Annotated in this window: 11 protein-coding genes; 4 read left to right on the top strand and 7 right to left on the bottom strand. The window is 38.1% G+C overall.

The genetic code is table 11. From position 1 onward, the window contains the following. Positions 1-26 precede the first annotated feature (26 nt). The 3 genes from V7L20_RS19410 (at position 27) to V7L20_RS19400 (ending at position 3,208) form a co-directional block, all read left to right on the top strand. Positions 27-2,006 (top strand): glycosyltransferase, encoded by a 1,980-nt coding sequence (locus tag V7L20_RS19410; protein WP_334745654.1) that lies wholly within the window; start codon positions 27-29, stop codon positions 2,004-2,006. 62 nt (positions 2,007-2,068) lie between these two features. Then, positions 2,069-2,779, top strand: coding sequence for a PIG-L deacetylase family protein (locus tag V7L20_RS19405; RefSeq protein WP_334745653.1), 711 nt, complete (start codon positions 2,069-2,071; stop codon positions 2,777-2,779). A gap of 102 nt (positions 2,780-2,881) precedes the next feature. Further along, complete coding sequence (locus V7L20_RS19400) at positions 2,882-3,208, top strand: STAS domain-containing protein (protein WP_334745652.1); 327 nt, start codon at positions 2,882-2,884, stop codon at positions 3,206-3,208. A gap of 43 nt (positions 3,209-3,251) precedes the next feature. Here the strand turns inward: V7L20_RS19400 and V7L20_RS19395 are convergent, their stop codons facing one another. Further along, complete coding sequence (locus tag V7L20_RS19395) at positions 3,252-4,442, bottom strand: SpoIIE family protein phosphatase (protein ID WP_334745651.1); 1,191 nt, start codon at positions 4,440-4,442, stop codon at positions 3,252-3,254. A gap of 229 nt (positions 4,443-4,671) precedes the next feature. On the opposite strand from V7L20_RS19395, the gene V7L20_RS19390 reads away from it, so the two are divergent. Next, positions 4,672-5,088: an ATP-binding protein gene (locus tag V7L20_RS19390; RefSeq protein WP_334745650.1), complete on the top strand. Its 417-nt coding sequence runs from the start codon at positions 4,672-4,674 to the stop codon at positions 5,086-5,088. A gap of 28 nt (positions 5,089-5,116) precedes the next feature. On the opposite strand, the gene V7L20_RS19385 is transcribed toward V7L20_RS19390, so the two are convergent. From V7L20_RS19385 to V7L20_RS19360, 6 genes are all read right to left on the bottom strand, one after another. After that, on the bottom strand, positions 5,117-7,156 hold the full coding sequence (locus V7L20_RS19385) for an ATP-binding protein (protein ID WP_442943580.1): 2,040 nt from the start codon (positions 7,154-7,156) through the stop codon (positions 5,117-5,119). Positions 7,157-7,512: 356 nt separating this feature from the next. After that, positions 7,513-8,019: a Rab family GTPase gene (locus V7L20_RS19380; RefSeq protein WP_334745648.1), complete on the bottom strand. Its 507-nt coding sequence runs from the start codon at positions 8,017-8,019 to the stop codon at positions 7,513-7,515. 50 nt (positions 8,020-8,069) lie between these two features. After that, entirely contained in the window at positions 8,070-10,262 is a 2,193-nt protein-coding gene (locus V7L20_RS19375; protein WP_334745647.1) for an OmpA family protein, read from the bottom strand. A gap of 111 nt (positions 10,263-10,373) precedes the next feature. After that, on the bottom strand, positions 10,374-11,030 hold the full coding sequence (locus V7L20_RS19370; protein WP_334745646.1) for a hypothetical protein: 657 nt from the start codon (positions 11,028-11,030) through the stop codon (positions 10,374-10,376). Positions 11,031-11,566: 536 nt separating this feature from the next. Further along, a complete protein-coding gene (locus V7L20_RS19365; RefSeq protein ID WP_334745645.1) occupies positions 11,567-16,285 on the bottom strand; it encodes a response regulator in 4,719 nt (1,572 codons plus the stop codon). Between the two features lie 65 nt (positions 16,286-16,350). Continuing rightward, the gene (locus tag V7L20_RS19360) at positions 16,351-17,661 is read right to left on the bottom strand and encodes a hypothetical protein (protein ID WP_334745644.1); all 1,311 of its coding nucleotides are present in this window, start codon (positions 17,659-17,661) and stop codon (positions 16,351-16,353) included. Positions 17,662-18,416 lie beyond the last annotated feature (755 nt).

The raw sequence follows: 18,416 nt of genomic DNA, 5'->3' as shown, positions 1-18,416 counted from the left end.
TAATTCTTTTAATTACTGGTATTAACATGACTTCAGTTTCTATTAATGATAATTCCTCGAAATTTTCTGGCAACAGTCGTTCATCACTCAAAAAAAGAACGCTGTTGTTTCGCTACCTGGCAGAAATAAATTTAATTTTTGGGATCTGGTATTTGCAATGGCGCATTACCCATTCCATCAATTTTGATGCGCTCTGGATCTCAATTCCTTTGCTGATAGCAGAAATTTATAGCTATTTTGGTGGTGTAATGTTTGTGATTGGGTTATGGCGTCCTTTAGTGCGACAGATTAAGTCTCTCGACCAAATGATCCCATCTATACCCAGATCGGACTGGCCAACAGTGGATGTGTTTGTCACCTGCTACAACGAGCCACCGAAAATTGTAGAAGAAACTGCCAAAGCTGCTCTAGCAATGGATTACCCGCCAACAAAGTTACGGGTTTATGTACTGGATGATGGTAACTCGGCTGATATACGAGCTATGACAGAAAGATTGTGTATTGAGGATTTGCAGTCACCACAACTACAACAAGAAGCGGAGCGGATTGATGCAGAACACTCTAGCTTGTTGGAGCGCCTAAAGCAACTGGAAAATCTCACACCTAATACTCAAGCTGCTGAACAATGGCTGCAATCATCAGAATCGGTGGTTAATCAATTTGCTAGCGAATTTGTTCAAAGTCTGCGACAGTTTATTCTTTGGTTACCTCCACAGCATCAAAGTATAAGCGATCGCTTAACTACTGAACGAAAAGCCTTAGAAGCAACAATTCGCAAAAAAGAACTGGAACTTGTGGAACTCTCCCGGTTTCGCTACATTGCCCGTCCCAAGACACCTGGTGTAGCGCATCATGCTAAAGCAGGTAACATTAATTACGCAATTTTTTCTGGAGAAACGGCAGGAAATTTTATTGTTACTTTAGATGCTGACCACATTCCCAAGCCAAATTTTCTCAAGCGAGTTTTGCCTTATTTCTATACCTATAATCTTTCAACAGGAAAATACGATCAGAATCAAATAGCTTTTGTACAAACTCGCCAAGATTTTTACAATATTCCTCCAGGTGATCCTTTTGGACATCGAGCAAATTTATTTTATGGGCCACTTCAACAAGGTAAAGATGGCATGAATTCTGCGTTTTATACAGGCACAAATGCAATATTGAGGCGTGAGGCATTAGTTAGTGTAGGACTGCAAAATTTTGCTGATGAATTTACTAAAGATGAAAAACGTTTAGATGAATTTGATTTAGTTGGTGGAGTATCGAGTAATAGCATTACCGAAGATATGAATACAGCCATGCGTCTGCATAGCGCTGGCTGGAAATCTATTTATCATAATGAACTTTTGGCAGAAGGTTTAGCACCAGATGACTTGAGTTCTACTCTTAAACAGAGGCTACGCTGGGCACAAGGAACTATTCAAGTGCTAGTAAGAGAAAATCCCCTGACAAAATCAGGGTTAATGTTTTGGCAGAGGTTGCAATATTTTCAGACGATGTATAGTTATTTCTCTGGTTTTGCAACTCTGGTTTTTATTTCTTGTCCAATTATCTATTTTTTTACGGACATTGTTCCAGTTCAAACCTACGGGTCTGACTTTGCCATACACTTTTTTCCAGCTTTTATTATCAATCGTCTGACTTTCATAGCAGCTACTTGGGGCATTCCGGCTAGAGAAGTTTGGCGTTCTGAACAATATGCGATCGCTTTATTCCCTTTATTAATCCAAGCTGTATGGAGTGTGTTCACAAAACAAAAAATCAATTTCCAAGTAACGCCTAAGCAACGGCAATCCGGGATTTATCTTCGGCTCGTTTGGCCACAGTTAGTTGTCTTCGCCCTGACTATTTTAGGAATATTGTGGAGTCTTTATCGTTTCGCAACTGGTCATTTAAATAATCCTTTGGTTCACCTACTTAATGGAGTATGGGCTATCTATAATTTGTTACTTTTGTGGGCTATTATCCGCGCATCTGTTTGGCAACCTTTAAAAGAAGGTTAAGAGATACGTAGGCACAAGGAGAAGAACTCTTAACTCCTTTTTTAATTTGAAATAAAACAGCTATGAACACTTATTCAGACTTAAACAAATTTGGTCAACGAACTGTCTTAACAGTTTATGCTCATGCTGATGATGAAGTTCTACCTGCTGCTGGCACTCTCAGTCTAATGTCCAAGGCAGGATGGAATGTTCGTTGCTTAATTTTGACTGATGGTGGTCTTTCTAGTTCACCTATTAAGGGTACACGTCATCAAGAAGCAGATGCAGCTGGTAAAATCATCGGTGCAACTTACGAGTTTTATGCACTTGAGGAGTGCAATTTCTCAACACAAGCAGTAATTAAAGTCACTGAAGAAGCTATTGGACGTTGGCAACCGGATCTGATTATTACTCATGCACCACAACCTGAAAAATATGGACATAGAGATCATGAAGTGTGTGCGATCGCAGTTTCTAATGTTGCTACACGCAAAAACATATCTTTATGGTATTCAGCACCGCCTGTTTTTTTGCGTGGTTTTGAACCTAACTTTTTTGTCGATATCACCTCTGTAATTGAAGAAAAAGTTGCAGCTATCGGTTGTTACGAATCAGAGACAAATAAAGCATTTATGCAACTTGATGCCATACTAGTCTTATCTCGTTTTTGGGCACGGGAATTAGGTCAGAAAGAAGGTTATTTTGAAGCTTTTGAAATTTCCCGGCAATGTGTAAATAGTAGCTTTTTTTCGGCAATAGCAAATAATAATTACCAAGCAATCAAACACAGCTAATTGCATATAAAATTCAAAAATCTTGCTTTTTCTATTGCGGTTTGCTTAGGTCGATGCCAAAATATAAATACATCTTCTCAAGCCAAATAATAGGAAAAAACCATGAATTTGAGTGTAAGCATACTAGAATTATCTGGAATTTTAGATGGAATTAGAGGTAATGAACTACGTCGTGAAATTAGCGGACTTCTGACCAATGGAGCCGATATTTTGTTAATTGATATGAAAGAAGTAAAGTTTATCGATAGTTCTGGTTTAGGTGCTTTAGTATCAGCAATGCAAATGGTGCGAAATGCTAATAGGAAACTTTTTATCTGTTCTATCAGCGATCAAGTCAAAATGTTATTTGAACTGACTAAAATGGATAGAATTTTTCAAACTTTTGCTGATCAAGAGGAATTCAATCGTCAAGTATTGGCAACACAGTAATCAACTAAACAAGACAAAATTTAAAGATGCACATTTGACTATCCTAGCCAAAGTTAACTTTAACCAAAGATAAGTCATCATCAAGATTATCTTGAGCATTTAAGGTGAGAATGTTCGCTAACAGTTGATTTAGGTTGCAGGTATCTTTGAAGCTATATTCCGTTAGTAAGTCAATGAAAGCATCAATACCCCAAATTTTACCGTCTGACTTCTTAATTTCATAAGCACCATCACTAAAAATGTATAAAGTGCTATTTTCTGCAATCTCAAAAACAGCATCCTCAAATTGAACATTAGGTAAAAAGCCAATTGGTAAATCTAAAGAACCTAGCTGTTTAACTTGAATGCTTGTTGTAGAGGTATTAGATAACAATAAAGCTGGTGGATGTCCGGCGTTAGCATAAATGAGTTGACGTTTAAGGCGGTGATAAACTCCATACCAGATTGTGAAGTATTTATCACCGTGCTTCGTCATTTGGAAGGCGTGATTGAGCGCTTTTAGGACTTCACTGGGTTGACAAAAGTTAGTGTTCGGTAGAGATTGCGATCGCAAAACATTCTGCACGGATACAGATAGGAGAGCTGAACCCACCCCATGACCTGATACATCTAACAAATAAATTGCCAAATTATCCTCGTCAATCCAATGATGATCAAAGCAATCACCCCCTAGCTGTGCTGAAGGAATAAACAGATTTTCTGTAGTTACTGCTTCTACAAGTGGTGAGGGTAGAAGCGATCGTACATAATCAGCGGCCTCAGCTAATTCTGCTTCTAAAATTTGCTTTTGGGTTTGTAAATCTTGATTTAGTGCTTCCAAAGCTTCTTTTTGACTTTGTAAATCCTGATTTAGCTGGTGTAATCTTAGCCCTGCTCTTACCCGTGCTTTCAATTCATTCATCTCTATTGGCTTAGAAACAAACTCGTCTGCTCCAGCATCAAGTCCCTTAACTCTATCTTCCTCCTCTCCTCGAGCTGCTCCTCTAGCAGTCAATAGAATAAAAAAAGTAGTTGCCAATTCTGGATCTGCCCTAATTCGACGACACACTTCTAACCCATCTAGCTGGGACATCATCCAGTCACAGATAATCAGAGCAGGACGTAGTAATTGTGCTTGTGTAATTCCTTCTTCGCCATTTTTGGCGATACTGATATCATAACCTTGATTTTGGAGTGTTTTTTTCAGTACTGTTCGCACTATAGGGTCATCATCAATAACCAGAATTTTAAACATAAATTAAATTTGGATAAGTAGAATAAAAGTAATTAATTGCTCTAATTAAACTTATATGCAATTTAGTTTGAAATGTATAGTGAAAATACTCAAATTAAATAAATTAGTTACCGAATATGATCGTCTTAAACTTATATGCAATTTATTTTAAAATGTATAGTGAAAATACTCAAATTAAATAAATTAGTTACCGAATATGATCGTATCAAAATATTTTATTGGTTAAAAAGTGAAAAATAAAATTTATCTAAAAGTCAACACAGACCTGACAGCCTCGTCTCAAGTGTTGTTTTGGTTCGAGCAAATGAATCAACCACCTATTCTCGATAAAAAAATTTGGTGGCAATGTCAAACTCTGATGATGGAAGGCTTTACTAACATTGTTGAACATGCTCACAGAAATTTACCTATTGAAACTCCTATTGAAATAGAAGCTGTACGATTAGATGAATACATAGAAATTCGCATTTGGTCTCAAGGTGAACCCTTTGACTTAGAGCAGCAACTGCAACAAACATCTGAATTTGAGGAGAATAAGGAAGAGCGCGGCCGTGGTTTAAAAATTATGTCCGCCATTGCCGACAAGTTGAGTTATGAGCCGACAGTAGATCATCGTCACTGTTTATTTATTAGTAAATATTATTAAAGTTACAACATGAGTCAAGAGCCAAGAGTTAGGAATTAAGAGTTTTGATTAAAAATTCTTGGATGCGTTTAACAAACTCTTCTAACTTTGAAATTAAGTTAGTAGTACCTCGGCGCTCTTGGTTATAAGCTAGTTGTTCTAGTTTTTCTGCTGCTAGATACATGGTTGTAACTCCCATATTGGTACTAGCACCTTTAATTTGATGGGTTTCAAATGCTAATTGCTCCCAGTCATGGGTTGCAAGCGCTATTTTAATTACCTCTAGACGAGGTTGAATATCTTCAACAAATATTTGTAGTAGTTCCAATTCAAATTCTGGGTTGTTTTCTGAGAGTTGATGCAAGCGTTTCCAATTAATTGGGAGGTCAACTGAACTTATATCTTTTGTAGAAACTGTCTGATTTAAAGCATCTGTTTCTTTTGCTCTGAATATCGCACCTCCCCAACGCTCTAGCGCCGCAGCCAATTTTTCTTTGATTACTGGCTTGCTTAGATAGTCATCCATTCCGGCATCTAGACACATTTGTTTGTCTTCTTTCATAGCATTAGCTGTCATCGCAATTACTATAGGACGACGACCACTAACAAAGCTGCTTTCTGGCCAACGATGAATTTCTTTCGTGGTTTCCAAACCATCAAGAACTGGCATTTGGCAATCCATCAGAATTAAATCGTAGGGAATTTTTTTTAATAGCTGCAAGGCTTCTTTCCCATTAGCAGCGACATCAGCACTGTAGCCAAGATTTTGGAGTTGCTTCAAAGCTATTTTCTGATTCACTTGATTATCCTCAGTTAAGAGAATTTTTAATTTATGGGGGTCAAGAGACTGGTAAGAAGACACAGGGAAGCTTTTACGTGAGGACAACAAAAATAACTCCTGACTTTTGACTCCTGACTCTTCTGGAATAACAGAAGCGGCAATCGTAAAGTAAAATGTACTACCTACACTAAGCTCACTTTCAACCCAAATTCTGCCACCCATTAACTCGCACAGTTGCTTACAGATGGCAAGACCTAAACCAGTACCGCCATACTGTCGAGTAATGGAGGAATCAACTTGACTGAAAGCTTTAAATAAACGTTCAAGGCGATCGCGTGAAATTCCAATGCCTGTATCTTTAACACTAAATTGAATTTCGTCAGTATTTGCAGTAGAAGAGTGATTAATATCACTATTCTTGCGGGTTATAACTGAAACTTCTATACTTCCAGTTTCGGTAAATTTAATAGCATTATTGAGTAAATTAATCAAGACTTGGCGCAGTCTGGTGATATCTCCTACAATTGTATTAGGAAGTTCAGGAGTATCTAAAAATGTGACTTTTAAACCTTTTTCTCTAGCTGTAGGCGCAAGCATATAAAGAGCCTCATTAATGCAACTTCGCAAAGAAAAAGGTTCTTCTTCGAGTTCCAAGTTACCCGATTGTACTTTGGAGAAGTCAAGGAAATCGTTAATAATTTTAAGTAAAGAATTTCCACTGTTATAAATGATTTCAACAAAATCTTGCTGTTCCTCAGCTAATTCAGTATATAGCAACAAACTAGCCATACTAATTATCGATGCAATTGGAGTCCGAACCTCATGGCTAATCATCGCTAAGAATTCTTGTTTAGCAAGTTCTGCCTGCTTTCGTTCAGTCATGTCTCGCAAAATGTAAACATAACCTTGAAAATGTTCAATTTCTGTCTTCAGTATTGAGGATGAAAAAGCTACAGGAATTGTTTTACCACTTTTGGTATAGCAAATGCTTTCTACCTCTTTTACTAAAAAATTTATGTCTTGACTATAAGTATCAATACTTTCAATGTCCCTAATTATTAATGGATAGTTATTGACTTCTTTAATCACTTTTGTGATAGATTGACCAATAAGTTCTATTTCGTTATATTGCAATAACTTTTGTGCAGCACAATTGATTTTTTTTATCTCACCTGATAGCGTTGTCACTAACAACGCATCTGCCATTGATGTCACAATTTGGTCAATATATTGTTTGGAAGCTTTTAAATTACGTAGCAAAAGATTTGCTTCATTTGCACCTTGAAATAAAGATTGCTCAAGAACCATCCGTTCTGTCGCGTCTTCAATAACAATGATTAGTCGATTGCTAAAATGGTCTTTTGTGATATTATTAGTAATACGAATATCGATATATAAAGGAGAAGCCGTATCTTGCGATCGCATAATTCCCTTTAATTCAAAATTATCTTGCTCTCCCTGTAGAATTGCATTAAAAACATCTTCAAGTCCCTCTAATTCGGGAAAGACAATCCGAACATCTTGATCTGGCTTCAATTCATTAGAAATATCGGCAAAACGATTTAGTCCCAAAGACATCTCTAAAATCTTGAAGTTTTCATCAATTATCAAATATTCAATACCACATACAGATAATAAATTGTTTAAAAATGAGTTCATCTTAATTAAATTAAATGAGTGGCTAAAAATTGAAATATTCTATCAACATTATTGCCAGTTTTAGCTGAAGTTATATATGTGTCCAATATATTAGCTTGAGTGGTGAATTGATACATTTGACGAATGTTTTCTAAATATTCAGTTGCAATCATATCTGATTTGTTCAATGCAACAACAATATAACTTTTAGGATTAACAGCTAAAAAAGTTTGAATATGCTCCTGGATGTGATAAAGCGTTTCTGCTTGTGTCACATCACCAACTATCACAGCACCTTTAGAACCTTGAAAATAATTTTTAGCAACTGCCTTAAACTTATTACTACCTTCTATATCCCAAATTATCAACTGTAGGTCTTGTTCTGAAACACTAACCAACTTACGAGAGATTTTTACTCCTACAGTTGAAAGATATTCGTCACTAAATTGAGACTCTACAAATCGGCGAATTAGACTAGTTTTACCAACACCAAAATCACCAAATAAGCATATTTTTTTAGAAATGGTAGACATAGTTGAGGTAAAGTAGGGAATATTTTATATAAATCATAGCTACTATAAACTTAAAATTGCTTGTTTATCGCTTCTAGAGTGACACAGCGACTTAACCACAAGGGGTGAGTTACATCAATTCCTGGTGGTAAATTTGTCCTACCAATTACCTGTAGACGAGATGGCTCGATACCTAATTTAACCAGTACTTGTTGTACAGCTTTTGCTCGCGCCAGTGCCAATTTTTGAGATTTGTTCACGTCAGTACGGTTATAACTATAACCAATGATTTTTAAATGCTTATTTGGGTGCTGATTGAGAAAAAGCTTGACCTGTTGAAGCTTATGTGTATCTGCTTTCATTAAACTCGCTGAGTCGGGTTGAAAGTAAAATCGAACTTCACTCTGTGTGGGTTGTACTCGCACCGCACTAGACACAGATTTTACACCTGGAATTTGTTCAAATGCATGAGCAATAATCTGAGCATCTGCAATTCTGTTGACCGTTCCTTCAATAGCTACTTTACCAGCGATGTATTGAGCGGAAATTGCAATATCGTTAGTCTGATTTAAAATTGCTGTGACTCGTTTAACTTCAGCAGCAGCTAATATAGGGTCTGCTGGTACTTCTACTAATAAAATTTGATTGTTAATCAACCAATTAGGAGAGGTGATTTTGACAATTTGCTCGGCTTTCTGGCGAAGAAGTTGATTAGGTAATCGTCCTGTTAATTTTAATTTATTGTGTTCTACTTGTACAGAGAGCCGATATACGGCTAGTTCTGGAGCAGAAGTCAGAGCCAACGAAGTTTTATTTTCAATGGAATGTATAACTCCACTACGGTATTGCCAAATACCCCAAGGAATGAAAATTGCACTGATTACTATTAAACCTAATACCAGTAGAGGTGATATTTTTGTTTTATTTTTCTGATGAATACCTGTATTCTTCAGTTCTTCTAGAAGTGTATGAACTTCAAGAGGAATTGAATCTGGCTCGCCGTCAAATTTTTCAATTGAATCACCATATTTCTGAACTATTATGCTGAATACTTGCCGCATTTTCCGAATAAAATTTTTGCTTGTATCTCCTCGCGTAACAATCGCTAAATAACAATATCCTGCAACTTCTAAAATTATTTTTGATGTTCCATACTCAATTGCATCTAATTCTGCTATGCTTCCTGATTGATTGATGCAATCATTGGCAAAGCTGCGAATTGCTGTCAGCATTCCTGCTACCATTTCAGCCTGTAGCTGCTCTACATCAGAATGCTGAATATCTGAGATGACTAAACCAGATGCTTTATGAATCAAGAAAATGGCTTGAATTGTAAATGGTAAAGCTTCTTTAAGAATTAATTCTGCTTCAGAAACTCCCTGTAGTTTGGCACGAATTTTACGTTTGATGCCTTCAACACTGAGGGTTTCTTCAACTTGTCGGTTAATGGCACGGATTGTCTCTGCCATATATTTGGCTATGGTACTACCAATAATTGTGTAGAGTGCATCCACAACAATATCCTGTTCAATTTCAATTTGCTTTTTTATGGCTCGTCCCATTGCAGGAGCGATCGCATCTGAAACTTCTTCTGAAGCTATAATAATCTGCTGGGAAATAGCCAGAGGAATAACAGGTGCGATCGCCTCACTCATGCTAATTTTATCCTGTTCAGTGCGACTGCGGATAGTCTGATCGATAATGGGAGCAATTATCTGGACAATTTCCTCTCTCGACTCTGTAATCTTCAACCTTAAAAGCTCAGAAATCCACGGTAGCAGTAGATTTATTAGCTCTTTAGGGTCATAAATTTGATTCTCTATCTTTGCTAAGTTTTGTTCAATTTTAGCTGTAATCTTGTTTATTTCTGCTAATTCATATCCGACCAATATCTCCCGTAATTTTTCTAATGTATCCTCTGAGTTATCTAATTCTTCCTCAATTTGTGCCAATATTTCAATAGATTTTTCTAATTCTTGTTGACTAGTTTGTGAGTCATTAGATATATCTTGAATAACATTAAAATTTGATTCTAAATAATCTTCAGATACTTCTGATGTCACTTGATCAAGTTGTTGAAATTCAATTTTTTCTGGAATATAATCATTTTTATTATTAGTTTCTGGTGGTAATAAAGAAAAAGATTGCTCAGGTGATTCAATAATTTTGAGTTCGATTAGCAAATGCAGTAAATTGTCAAGCTCTCCAGCTTTTTCTGGTTGAAACTCAACAGATTGAGAAATCGAATTTTCCACCTGAGTCATCCTTTTAAGAGTGCTGAGTTAGGAGTAGAGACGCGATTAATTGCATCTGTACAGGAGTTAGGAGTCATTATCTCCCTTATCTTTCTAATCTCTGTTTGCCTTCTGACTTAATTACGAATGTAATTCTGCTGTATTGTTGGAGTGAGTGAACACTTTTGACAACTTTGTAGTTTCTAAAAGCGGTACAGCAGTATATTCATCACTGTGTTCATCGGCTGCTTCTCGCAATTTAGGAATAAATTCAGTTTCTTTCAGACGCATTCCTAAGGCAAACAAAGTTTCAGCCATATCGTCTTTAGAAACTTTAGTGTCTGTCAACTGCGAGAAGCGTCGATCTATTTCTTCTAAAATCAGATCCCGTAATGCCGTGACATCATCTTGTAATTGGACTTTCGTTTGAAAAATTTCATCTCGAATCGAGGTAGTTTGGCTATCTAACGTCTCATCAAGCGACTGAACGCTACTAGAGAACTTTTTATTAAGTCTATCAACCTGTTGCCGTAAGTCAAGAGTCTCTTCTTGAGTTGCTAGGTTGAGTGACTTGAGCTTTTTATCCAGCGCCTCAAACCCTGCTTTTAGTTCAGCTGAAAAGTTGGACTTAAGTTGATCAACATGCGATCGCATCTGTTGTTGCAGAAGAGATATATCTGATTCCAGCTTGTTAAATCGATTTTCGTACTCTCTCAGCTGTGTTCCAAGAATAATATCGCGGATCTGGTCGATATTGCCAAGCCGTTCCCGTACATCGTCTCTACTCATCTGACTCATTAGGAAAACCTCACATTTCGGTAATCAATTCGGAATAGAAAGTGATGCATTTAACTGACATCTCGGCTAAAAACTTTCAGCTTCTGATGCAGCTAACTCACCGAATATACTTTTATTACATCAAAGTTATTATTCCAAGGTAAGCGTATCTGACCTTGTAGCTTTTGATACATAAAAAGCTCAAAACTTTATCTGAATATCAATTTTTCATTCAAAATAGGATGAATTGTCGTAAATGATTAAAAAACGTGGGTTAAATAGCTTTTTATGTTTTTGAACCACATAAAGACGAAAATATTGATCCCACACCTTGGCTCAGTATAGTGGTTTTGAACTTATTTGTGTATTGGGTAAACCCCAAAACTACCGTGTCAATAGGGTTTGAGATGCGCTTACTCTGGTTATTATTCCCAGTTGTTCACAAGTTCTATCTAGAAAATAGGAAATAAGTATTGAGAAATGGAAAATAAATATTTTTCATGCTTACTCATAAAAAATCGTTACCGTTAATTTATAATAAATATTATTATTATTTTTCAGTTTTTGGCGTTACTATCTTTATAAATCAAAAACTCTTGGATGCGTTTAACAAATTCTTCTAACTCTGAGATTAAGTTAGTAGTACCTCGGCGCTCTTGATTTCTCGCTAGTTGTTCTAGTTTCTCTGCGGCTAGATGCATAGTTATAGCTCCAATATTGGCACTAGAACCTTTAATTTGATGGGTTTCGAGTGCTAGTTGCTCCCAGTCATGGGTTGCGATCGCTATTTTAATTATCTCTAGATGAGGTTGAATATCTTCAACAAATATTTGTAGTAGTTCCAATTCAAATTCTGAGTTGTTTTCTGAGAGTTGATGCAAGCGTTTCCAATCAATTGGGAGGTCAACTGAACTTATATCTTTTGTAGAAACTGTCTGCTTTAAAGGATCTGTTTCTTTTGCTCTGAATATCGCACCTCCCCAACGCTCTAGCGCCGCAGCCAATTTTTCTTTGATTACTGGCTTGCTTATATAGTCGTCCATTCCGGCATCTAGACACATTTGTTTGTCTTCTTTCATGGCATTTGCTGTCATTGCAATTACCACAGGACGACGACCACTAACAAAGCTACTTTCTTGCCAACGATGAATTTCTTTTGTGGTTTCTAAACCGTCGAGAACTGGCATTTGGCAATCCATCAGAATTAAATCGTAGGGAATTTTTTCTAATAGTTGCAAGGCCTCTTTGCCATTACCAACGACATCAGCACTGTAGCCAAGGCTTTGAAGTTGCTTCAAGGCAACTTTCTGATTTACCAGATTATCTTCAGCTAAAAGAATTCTCAGTTTGGAGGAGTTAGGTACAGGAGAATATTGGTTGCTTTTGTTTTCGTGATTTTTGACTTTTAATTCCTGAGTGCTAAATTTTGACTGCTCAATTGCTGAATTCTGACTACTAAATTCTGACTCCTCCTGTTCCATTTGCCCTCCTAAAATAGTCATGATGGTATCGAGGAGTCGAGACGGCTTAACAGGTTTGACCAAATAAGCTGCAAATCCTATTTTTAGCGCCTGTTGGATTTCATCTCGTTGATTAGTAGAGGTAAGCATAATCAAAGGTAGACTAGCGATCGCTGAATTTGCCTTAATTTGCTCTCCTAAAGTCATGCCATCTATTTCTGGCATCTGCATATCAATTACAGCAACGTCATAGAGATTTTTTTGCTCGGCAGCCTCTTGAATAGCTTTGAGGGCAGTAGCAGCCGAAGCAGCCTGATCTACCAGCATTCCCCAACGAGTAGCTTGATGGTAAATGATTTTACGATTAGTAGTATTATCATCCACTACTAACAAGCGGCGATTAGTCAGAAGTTCGCGTTCACTTTCTGAAGAAATAGGGTGAAGTTGCTTGGCAAAAGTTACTTCAAACCAAAACTTAGATCCTTTGCCCAATCGACTTTCTACGCCAATTTCTCCTCCCATTAAGCTCACCAGTTGCTTGCAGATAGCTAATCCCAAACCTGTGCCGCCATATTTGCGGGTGGTGGAAGCATCTACTTGGGTAAATGGCGTAAAGAGTTTGCATTGGTCTTCAGAGGTAATGCCAAGACCAGTATCTGTGATGGCAAAACAGATACTGGCTGTAGTAGAGTTTTGCGATCGCAATTCTGCTCGTAGTACTACCTCTCCATTACTAGTGAACTTGATCGCATTGCTAATCAGGTTCATGAGAATTTGCCGCAGGCGCCCAGCATCGCCTTGCAGATGAGTAGGGACATTGGGATAAATTAATGCGCCAATTTCTAATCCCTTATTATGGGCTGGGGGAGCCAATAATTCTAACACCTCTTCTAAACAGGCAGATAAGTCAAAATCTAGAGTTTCTAGTGCCATTTCCCCAGCCTCAAGTTTGGATAGATCCAAAATTTCGTTGATTAGGCTTAAGAGAGCGTCTCCACTAATCCGAATTGTTTCAATAAAATCGCGTTGCTCCGAGTTTAAAGGAGTTTCTAACATTAAGCCTGTCATGCCCAACACAGCATTCATTGGAGTTCGGATTTCATGGCTCATGTTCGCCAAAAAGGCACTTTTGGTTTTAGAAGCTAATTCAGCTTGATGACGGGCAATTTCGAGTTCTCGTCGCTGTTGAGTTTCTGCGCTTAACATTTGAGCTTGGGCTAAGGCAATACCTACTTGATCGGCTATTTGTCGTAAAAGATCAGTTTCAAAGCTAGACCATTGGCGGTAACTGCCGCATTGATGGACAATCAGCAAACCGCAGAGTTCTTCTTTGACCAGAATGGGTATGACCAAATTGGACTTTACCCCAAATTTTTGCAGTAATTCCATCTGGCTTTTTTGGACTTCAGTTATATCTAAGTCAGCAAGCCCCAGATTCCGTTTTTGACGATACTGCTGTAGATAATACTGCTGTGTATATTCTGCTTGAAAGTAAGCATCGGCGAAGTTTTTGTCTTTGATTGCCAGCCAGCCAGAAACTACTGCCTCAATGATAGTGACTCCAGATCCATCTGCCAAAGGTTGATAAATCAAAACTCGATCACTATGGAGGATTTTTTGTACCTCTGTAACAGTGATTTGGAGAATTTCTTTTATTTGCAGAGACTGACGAATCTTGAGGGTGATTTCAGTAAATAGTTGCGATCGCAAGTTTTGGCGTTGAAGTTCTTCTTCTGCCTGCTTGCGCTCAATAAACTGTCCTACTTGCTCACCAATAGAATTCATGACTGTGGCCAAATCTGGGTCAGGTTGCTGGATTTCATGGCTAAAGCAGGTAATGACACCGAAGATTTTATTACCACTACGGATCGGAAAACCGAAAGCTCCGTGCAGTTCTGCTTGGGCAGCGATTTGAGAGCGGAGGAAATACTGTTCTTCAACGACATTAGGAATCCAAACAGGTTCAGCACTAGTCCAGACACGACCAGGCAGCCCAATTCCTGGTGCAAACTTAGTCTGCCGACTTAAAATGTCAAACTCTTGCATCTTGTAGGATATTTTATACCATGAATTTAGCAATAACAGTAGATTTGCTTGCTGATCTACTATCCAAAATTCACTTAAATTCCATCCCAAACTTTCGCAGATTCCTTGCAAGATTTTGGGCATGGTTTCGTTGATTGTAGTTGACTCTGCTAAGACGCGTGTTGTAGCATACTCTGCTTTCAAATGTTGTTCAGTTCGTTTACGTAAACGAAGTTCCTCGTAAACATCGCTAATGTCAATACCTGTGCCAACAATGTATTCAACGTTGCCCTCATAGTCTTGCAAGGTAGTGTTAGCCCAAGCAATCAGTCGCCGACTGCCATCTTTAGTTACCCAATAGTTTTCGTATTTGGTCGGGCCTGCACTAGTTCGTAACTCTTTAAAAACTGCTTTAACCGGCTCTATCTCTTCGGGAAGTAAAAATAGGTTCCAGAAATGCCTTCCTTTCACCTCATCAAATGAGTAACCAGTTGTTTGTTCACAAGCTTGATTGAAGCGAACGATTCGCCCTTGTGTGTCAAGAACTATTACCAAAGCGCTGGCTGTATCAAGGACTGCTGAGATAAAGTTGCGTTCTGTGTTTAGTGCCTCCTCTGTCAATTTACGTTCTTTTACCTCATGAGAAATGAAGTAGTAGACTATAGCCAGAATCAGAAACCCTAGAGAAATAGCGAAGGCAAGTGTCAAAACCGTGTTTTTAGCACTAGCTTTTGCAGCTTGTAACTGCTGTTGAAGCAATCTTTTATCCTGATTCTCTATCTCATGGATGGCCTTGCGAATATCATCCATGATATTTTTTCCCCGATTTGTTTGAATTAGCTGCAAGGCTGCCTCAAATCCCTGATTTTTACGCAGGTATATAGTCTGCTTGAGTATGGCAAGTTTTGCAGCTATCAGAGATTCAAGGGTTGCAAACTGCTTTTGTTGGGTAGGTTGATCTGCGATTATATCTTTCAGTTCAGCAATTTTTTGATCGATATTTGCAACTACTGGTTGATAAGGTTCCAGATAATTTTCTTGTCCAGTGATGATATAACCACGTTGTCCAGTCTCAGCATCCTTCATCTCAGACAGTAGTTCTTCCAGTTTATTAATTTTTTCTTGGGTTTTTTGTACCTGATTATTAGTATTAATCAATATGCGTGTATTTTGATAAGAAATTACGCCAATTAAAACTAAAATTGCCGATGCTAACCCAAACCCTCCAGCTACTTTTTGAAAAAATTGTTTGCGTGCCTTCTGCGTCTGTTTGCGTGTGTCACTCGCTAATACTAAACTTGCTAAAGTGCGCCGCATTTCTAGTTGTTTTATTACCTGGCGACCTAAAATTTGTAATGCTTCCAATTGTTCGGGAGAGAGGTTTCTTGGTACATGATCCGTAACACAAAGTGTTCCTAGTGCATATCCTTCAGCGTTACTCAGCGTTACACCAGCATAAAATCGAATATTAGGGTCAGAAGTGACTAGTGGGTTTGTCGCAAACCTTTCGTCAACTGTTGCATCATGTACAACAAAAACTTCAGGTTGCATAATAGTATGGGCACAGAATGCTACATCTCGCGGTGTTTCTAGGGCATCCAAACCAACTTTTGACTTGAACCATTGGCGATTAGTATCAACTAAACTGATTAAGGCAATGGGAGTTCCACAAATATATGAGGCTAAACGGGTAAGGTCGTCAAAGGCAGCTTCCGAAGGAGTATCGAGGATTTTATACTCCAAAAGAGATTTGATTCGCTGTGTTTCATTATCAGGTAATGGTGCTTTCATTCTTAAGTCTTATACGATTTTAGATTTTAGATTTTAGATTATTTATAGGGTTTACCTCCTGCCTCCTAAAATTTGACCCGCAACTGCCCTGTCAAGGAATTACCACTATAGGCACTTCCCCCAGTTTCTTGATTTCGGACATTACTAAAGCTATAGCCAAGGTCTGCCTCTATATTTGGTGAAACCTTTACTGTACAGCGCGTTTGATAGGTATAGGCATTATCAAATTTTCCTTGAAGTCGCTGCTGTCCTAAGTTGGCAGCGAGGCGACAGCGTAAGAAATTAGCAATATCTCCTTCCCAAGCGACCTCAGCGTTATAAACTAAGAAATCTGGTGGAGAAAAATAGCCACTTGTGCGTTCTAAATTGCGATCAAAACTCCAATTGAATAAGTTAGCTGCCAGAGAAAACTGTCCAAACTTGCGCTCTAGCCTACTAAATGACTGCACCTCAGAATTACCATCGTTGTAACTGCCCAAACGCAATGATGAAAACAAGCTGGTGTTACGGTTAATCTGCCAGTATAAATCAGGCCCAAATCGCCAAGCAGTAATTTGATTATCTAAAGTTCGGGCATTAGATTTATAAGGCCCTTGTTCTAAATTACCTGATAGTATTACTGCTGATAGCAATTGACCAGATGACGAAACTTGCGGCGACGAAATGGGAACCTCCACCTTAGCATTGAGATTGATAGCTGTAGGTAAACGATTGAACACATCGACTCCGGCTGCTGTTTCCAAAGTCACTTGCCCAATTTTTCTCTGCCATCCAACTTGCAAGGGAAAATTAGTAATTGATTCAACACCGCGTTGCTCAAAGAAGTTAAAACCTGTTTTAATAAATATTTTATTGCTATTATTCAATCGAAACTGAATCTTTGGTTCAAAGAATAAATTGGTTTGGCCAAAGTTGTCTGTGTCATAGCGATAGTCCGTATCAATGCTTTCCAAAACTGCATCCGGCTTTTTTGGTTTGGTGGAAGTTGTTGGTGGACTAGAATTGTGTGGTGGTTCAGGTAGCGCTGGCTGTAATGGGCTAGAATTCTGCGGTGGTTCAGGTAGCGCTGGCGGTAATTGCAAATCAGGATTGAAGTTTTCGGGTGCCGCTATCAAAATAGGTGTTGGCTTTAATCGGTAGGGAAGCGTTTTAAGCGTACTTTCTTCCTGCCTCCTGAATTTGGTGACTTGCTCGGTCAATTCTGAAGGTGATTTCCAAGTCTGTTGTGCTTGGGCAGCTTGTGACTTAGCTTCTGATAATGTGGAAATACCTACACTACAGATTACTCCCAATTGAATCTGTAGGCATCCTAAAATCAAGTTAGTGTACAAACTATATCGAGAAATAAAGAAATAATGTCTAAAATTATCTGCCATAGGTCGATACTATAGTCGTAAATAAAAAACTTGCTGCCAAAGAGTTTTATGGCTGCTATGCTAACTGATGTATTTGGGTTGGGATTATGATGCCCACAAAATATGCTTGTTAAGACATGACAAAGAAAAAAGATGTTACTGAACGTAGCGATGAACAGGAGCATCCCAAATGTCTAAAAACACAATTTGTTATTGCGTACTCCTTTGGAGAACCTGTAGGGTACGTAACGTAGTGAAGCAAAGCAATGGCAACATCCGTACTTTGGCGATTGCTAATAACAAAACAATCTCTAAAAGCTTTTTCAGACTGGCTTTCACGTTAAGTTGACACCAATGAACATGTTGTGCGCCTATCCGTGTACTTCATTTAGCTGAAATACGCTGTATCTTAATAAATTTGCTTGTATTGGGATGCTGCTGCGATGAACTCTAGATTTAAAAGAGTTACTGGGTGCATCCAAGTTTTTATGATTCGATGAAATATAAAATTTAATATGTTATTGCGAGGAGGAACGACAAAGCAATCCCAGCCATTGCGATTCCTTCGTCGTCCCTCCTCTCTACAAGACGGCGTATTGGCCAATACGGTTTGGTTAACGTTTTCATATTTTGAAGATCCCCCCAACCCCCTTAAAAAGTGAGGCTTCCAAGCCTCTTTTACCCCCTTGGAAAGCAGGGCTAATTTATTGTGATGAGAGAAAAATTAGGGTAGCCAGAAATTAGATACACTAAATCTTTATAGCGGCTGATTTGAT

This window comes from Nostoc sp., from assembly GCF_036916735.1.
In the GTDB taxonomy this organism is placed as follows: domain Bacteria; phylum Cyanobacteriota; class Cyanobacteriia; order Cyanobacteriales; family Nostocaceae; genus Nostoc.
This window is presented reverse-complemented; position numbering and strand designations above follow the sequence as displayed.

Bases quoted from the DNA above. Each gene is read 5' to 3' on its own strand.
- V7L20_RS19370 (WP_334745646.1), bottom strand. From the start codon at position 11,030: ATGAGTCAGATGAGTAGAGACGATGTACGGGAACGGCTTGGCAATATC.
- V7L20_RS19365 (WP_334745645.1), bottom strand. From the start codon at position 16,285: ATGAAAGCACCATTACCTGATAATGAAACACAGCGAATCAAATCTCTT.
- V7L20_RS19400 (WP_334745652.1), top strand. From the start codon at position 2,882: ATGAATTTGAGTGTAAGCATACTAGAATTATCTGGAATTTTAGATGGA.
- V7L20_RS19395 (WP_334745651.1), bottom strand. From the start codon at position 4,442: ATGTTTAAAATTCTGGTTATTGATGATGACCCTATAGTGCGAACAGTA.
- V7L20_RS19385 (WP_442943580.1), bottom strand. From the start codon at position 7,156: ATGGTTCTTGAGCAATCTTTATTTCAAGGTGCAAATGAAGCAAATCTT.
- V7L20_RS19410 (WP_334745654.1), top strand. From the start codon at position 27: ATGACTTCAGTTTCTATTAATGATAATTCCTCGAAATTTTCTGGCAAC.
- V7L20_RS19375 (WP_334745647.1), bottom strand. From the start codon at position 10,262: ATGACTCAGGTGGAAAATTCGATTTCTCAATCTGTTGAGTTTCAACCA.
- V7L20_RS19380 (WP_334745648.1), bottom strand. From the start codon at position 8,019: ATGTCTACCATTTCTAAAAAAATATGCTTATTTGGTGATTTTGGTGTT.
- V7L20_RS19405 (WP_334745653.1), top strand. From the start codon at position 2,069: ATGAACACTTATTCAGACTTAAACAAATTTGGTCAACGAACTGTCTTA.
- V7L20_RS19360 (WP_334745644.1), bottom strand. From the start codon at position 17,661: ATGGCAGATAATTTTAGACATTATTTCTTTATTTCTCGATATAGTTTG.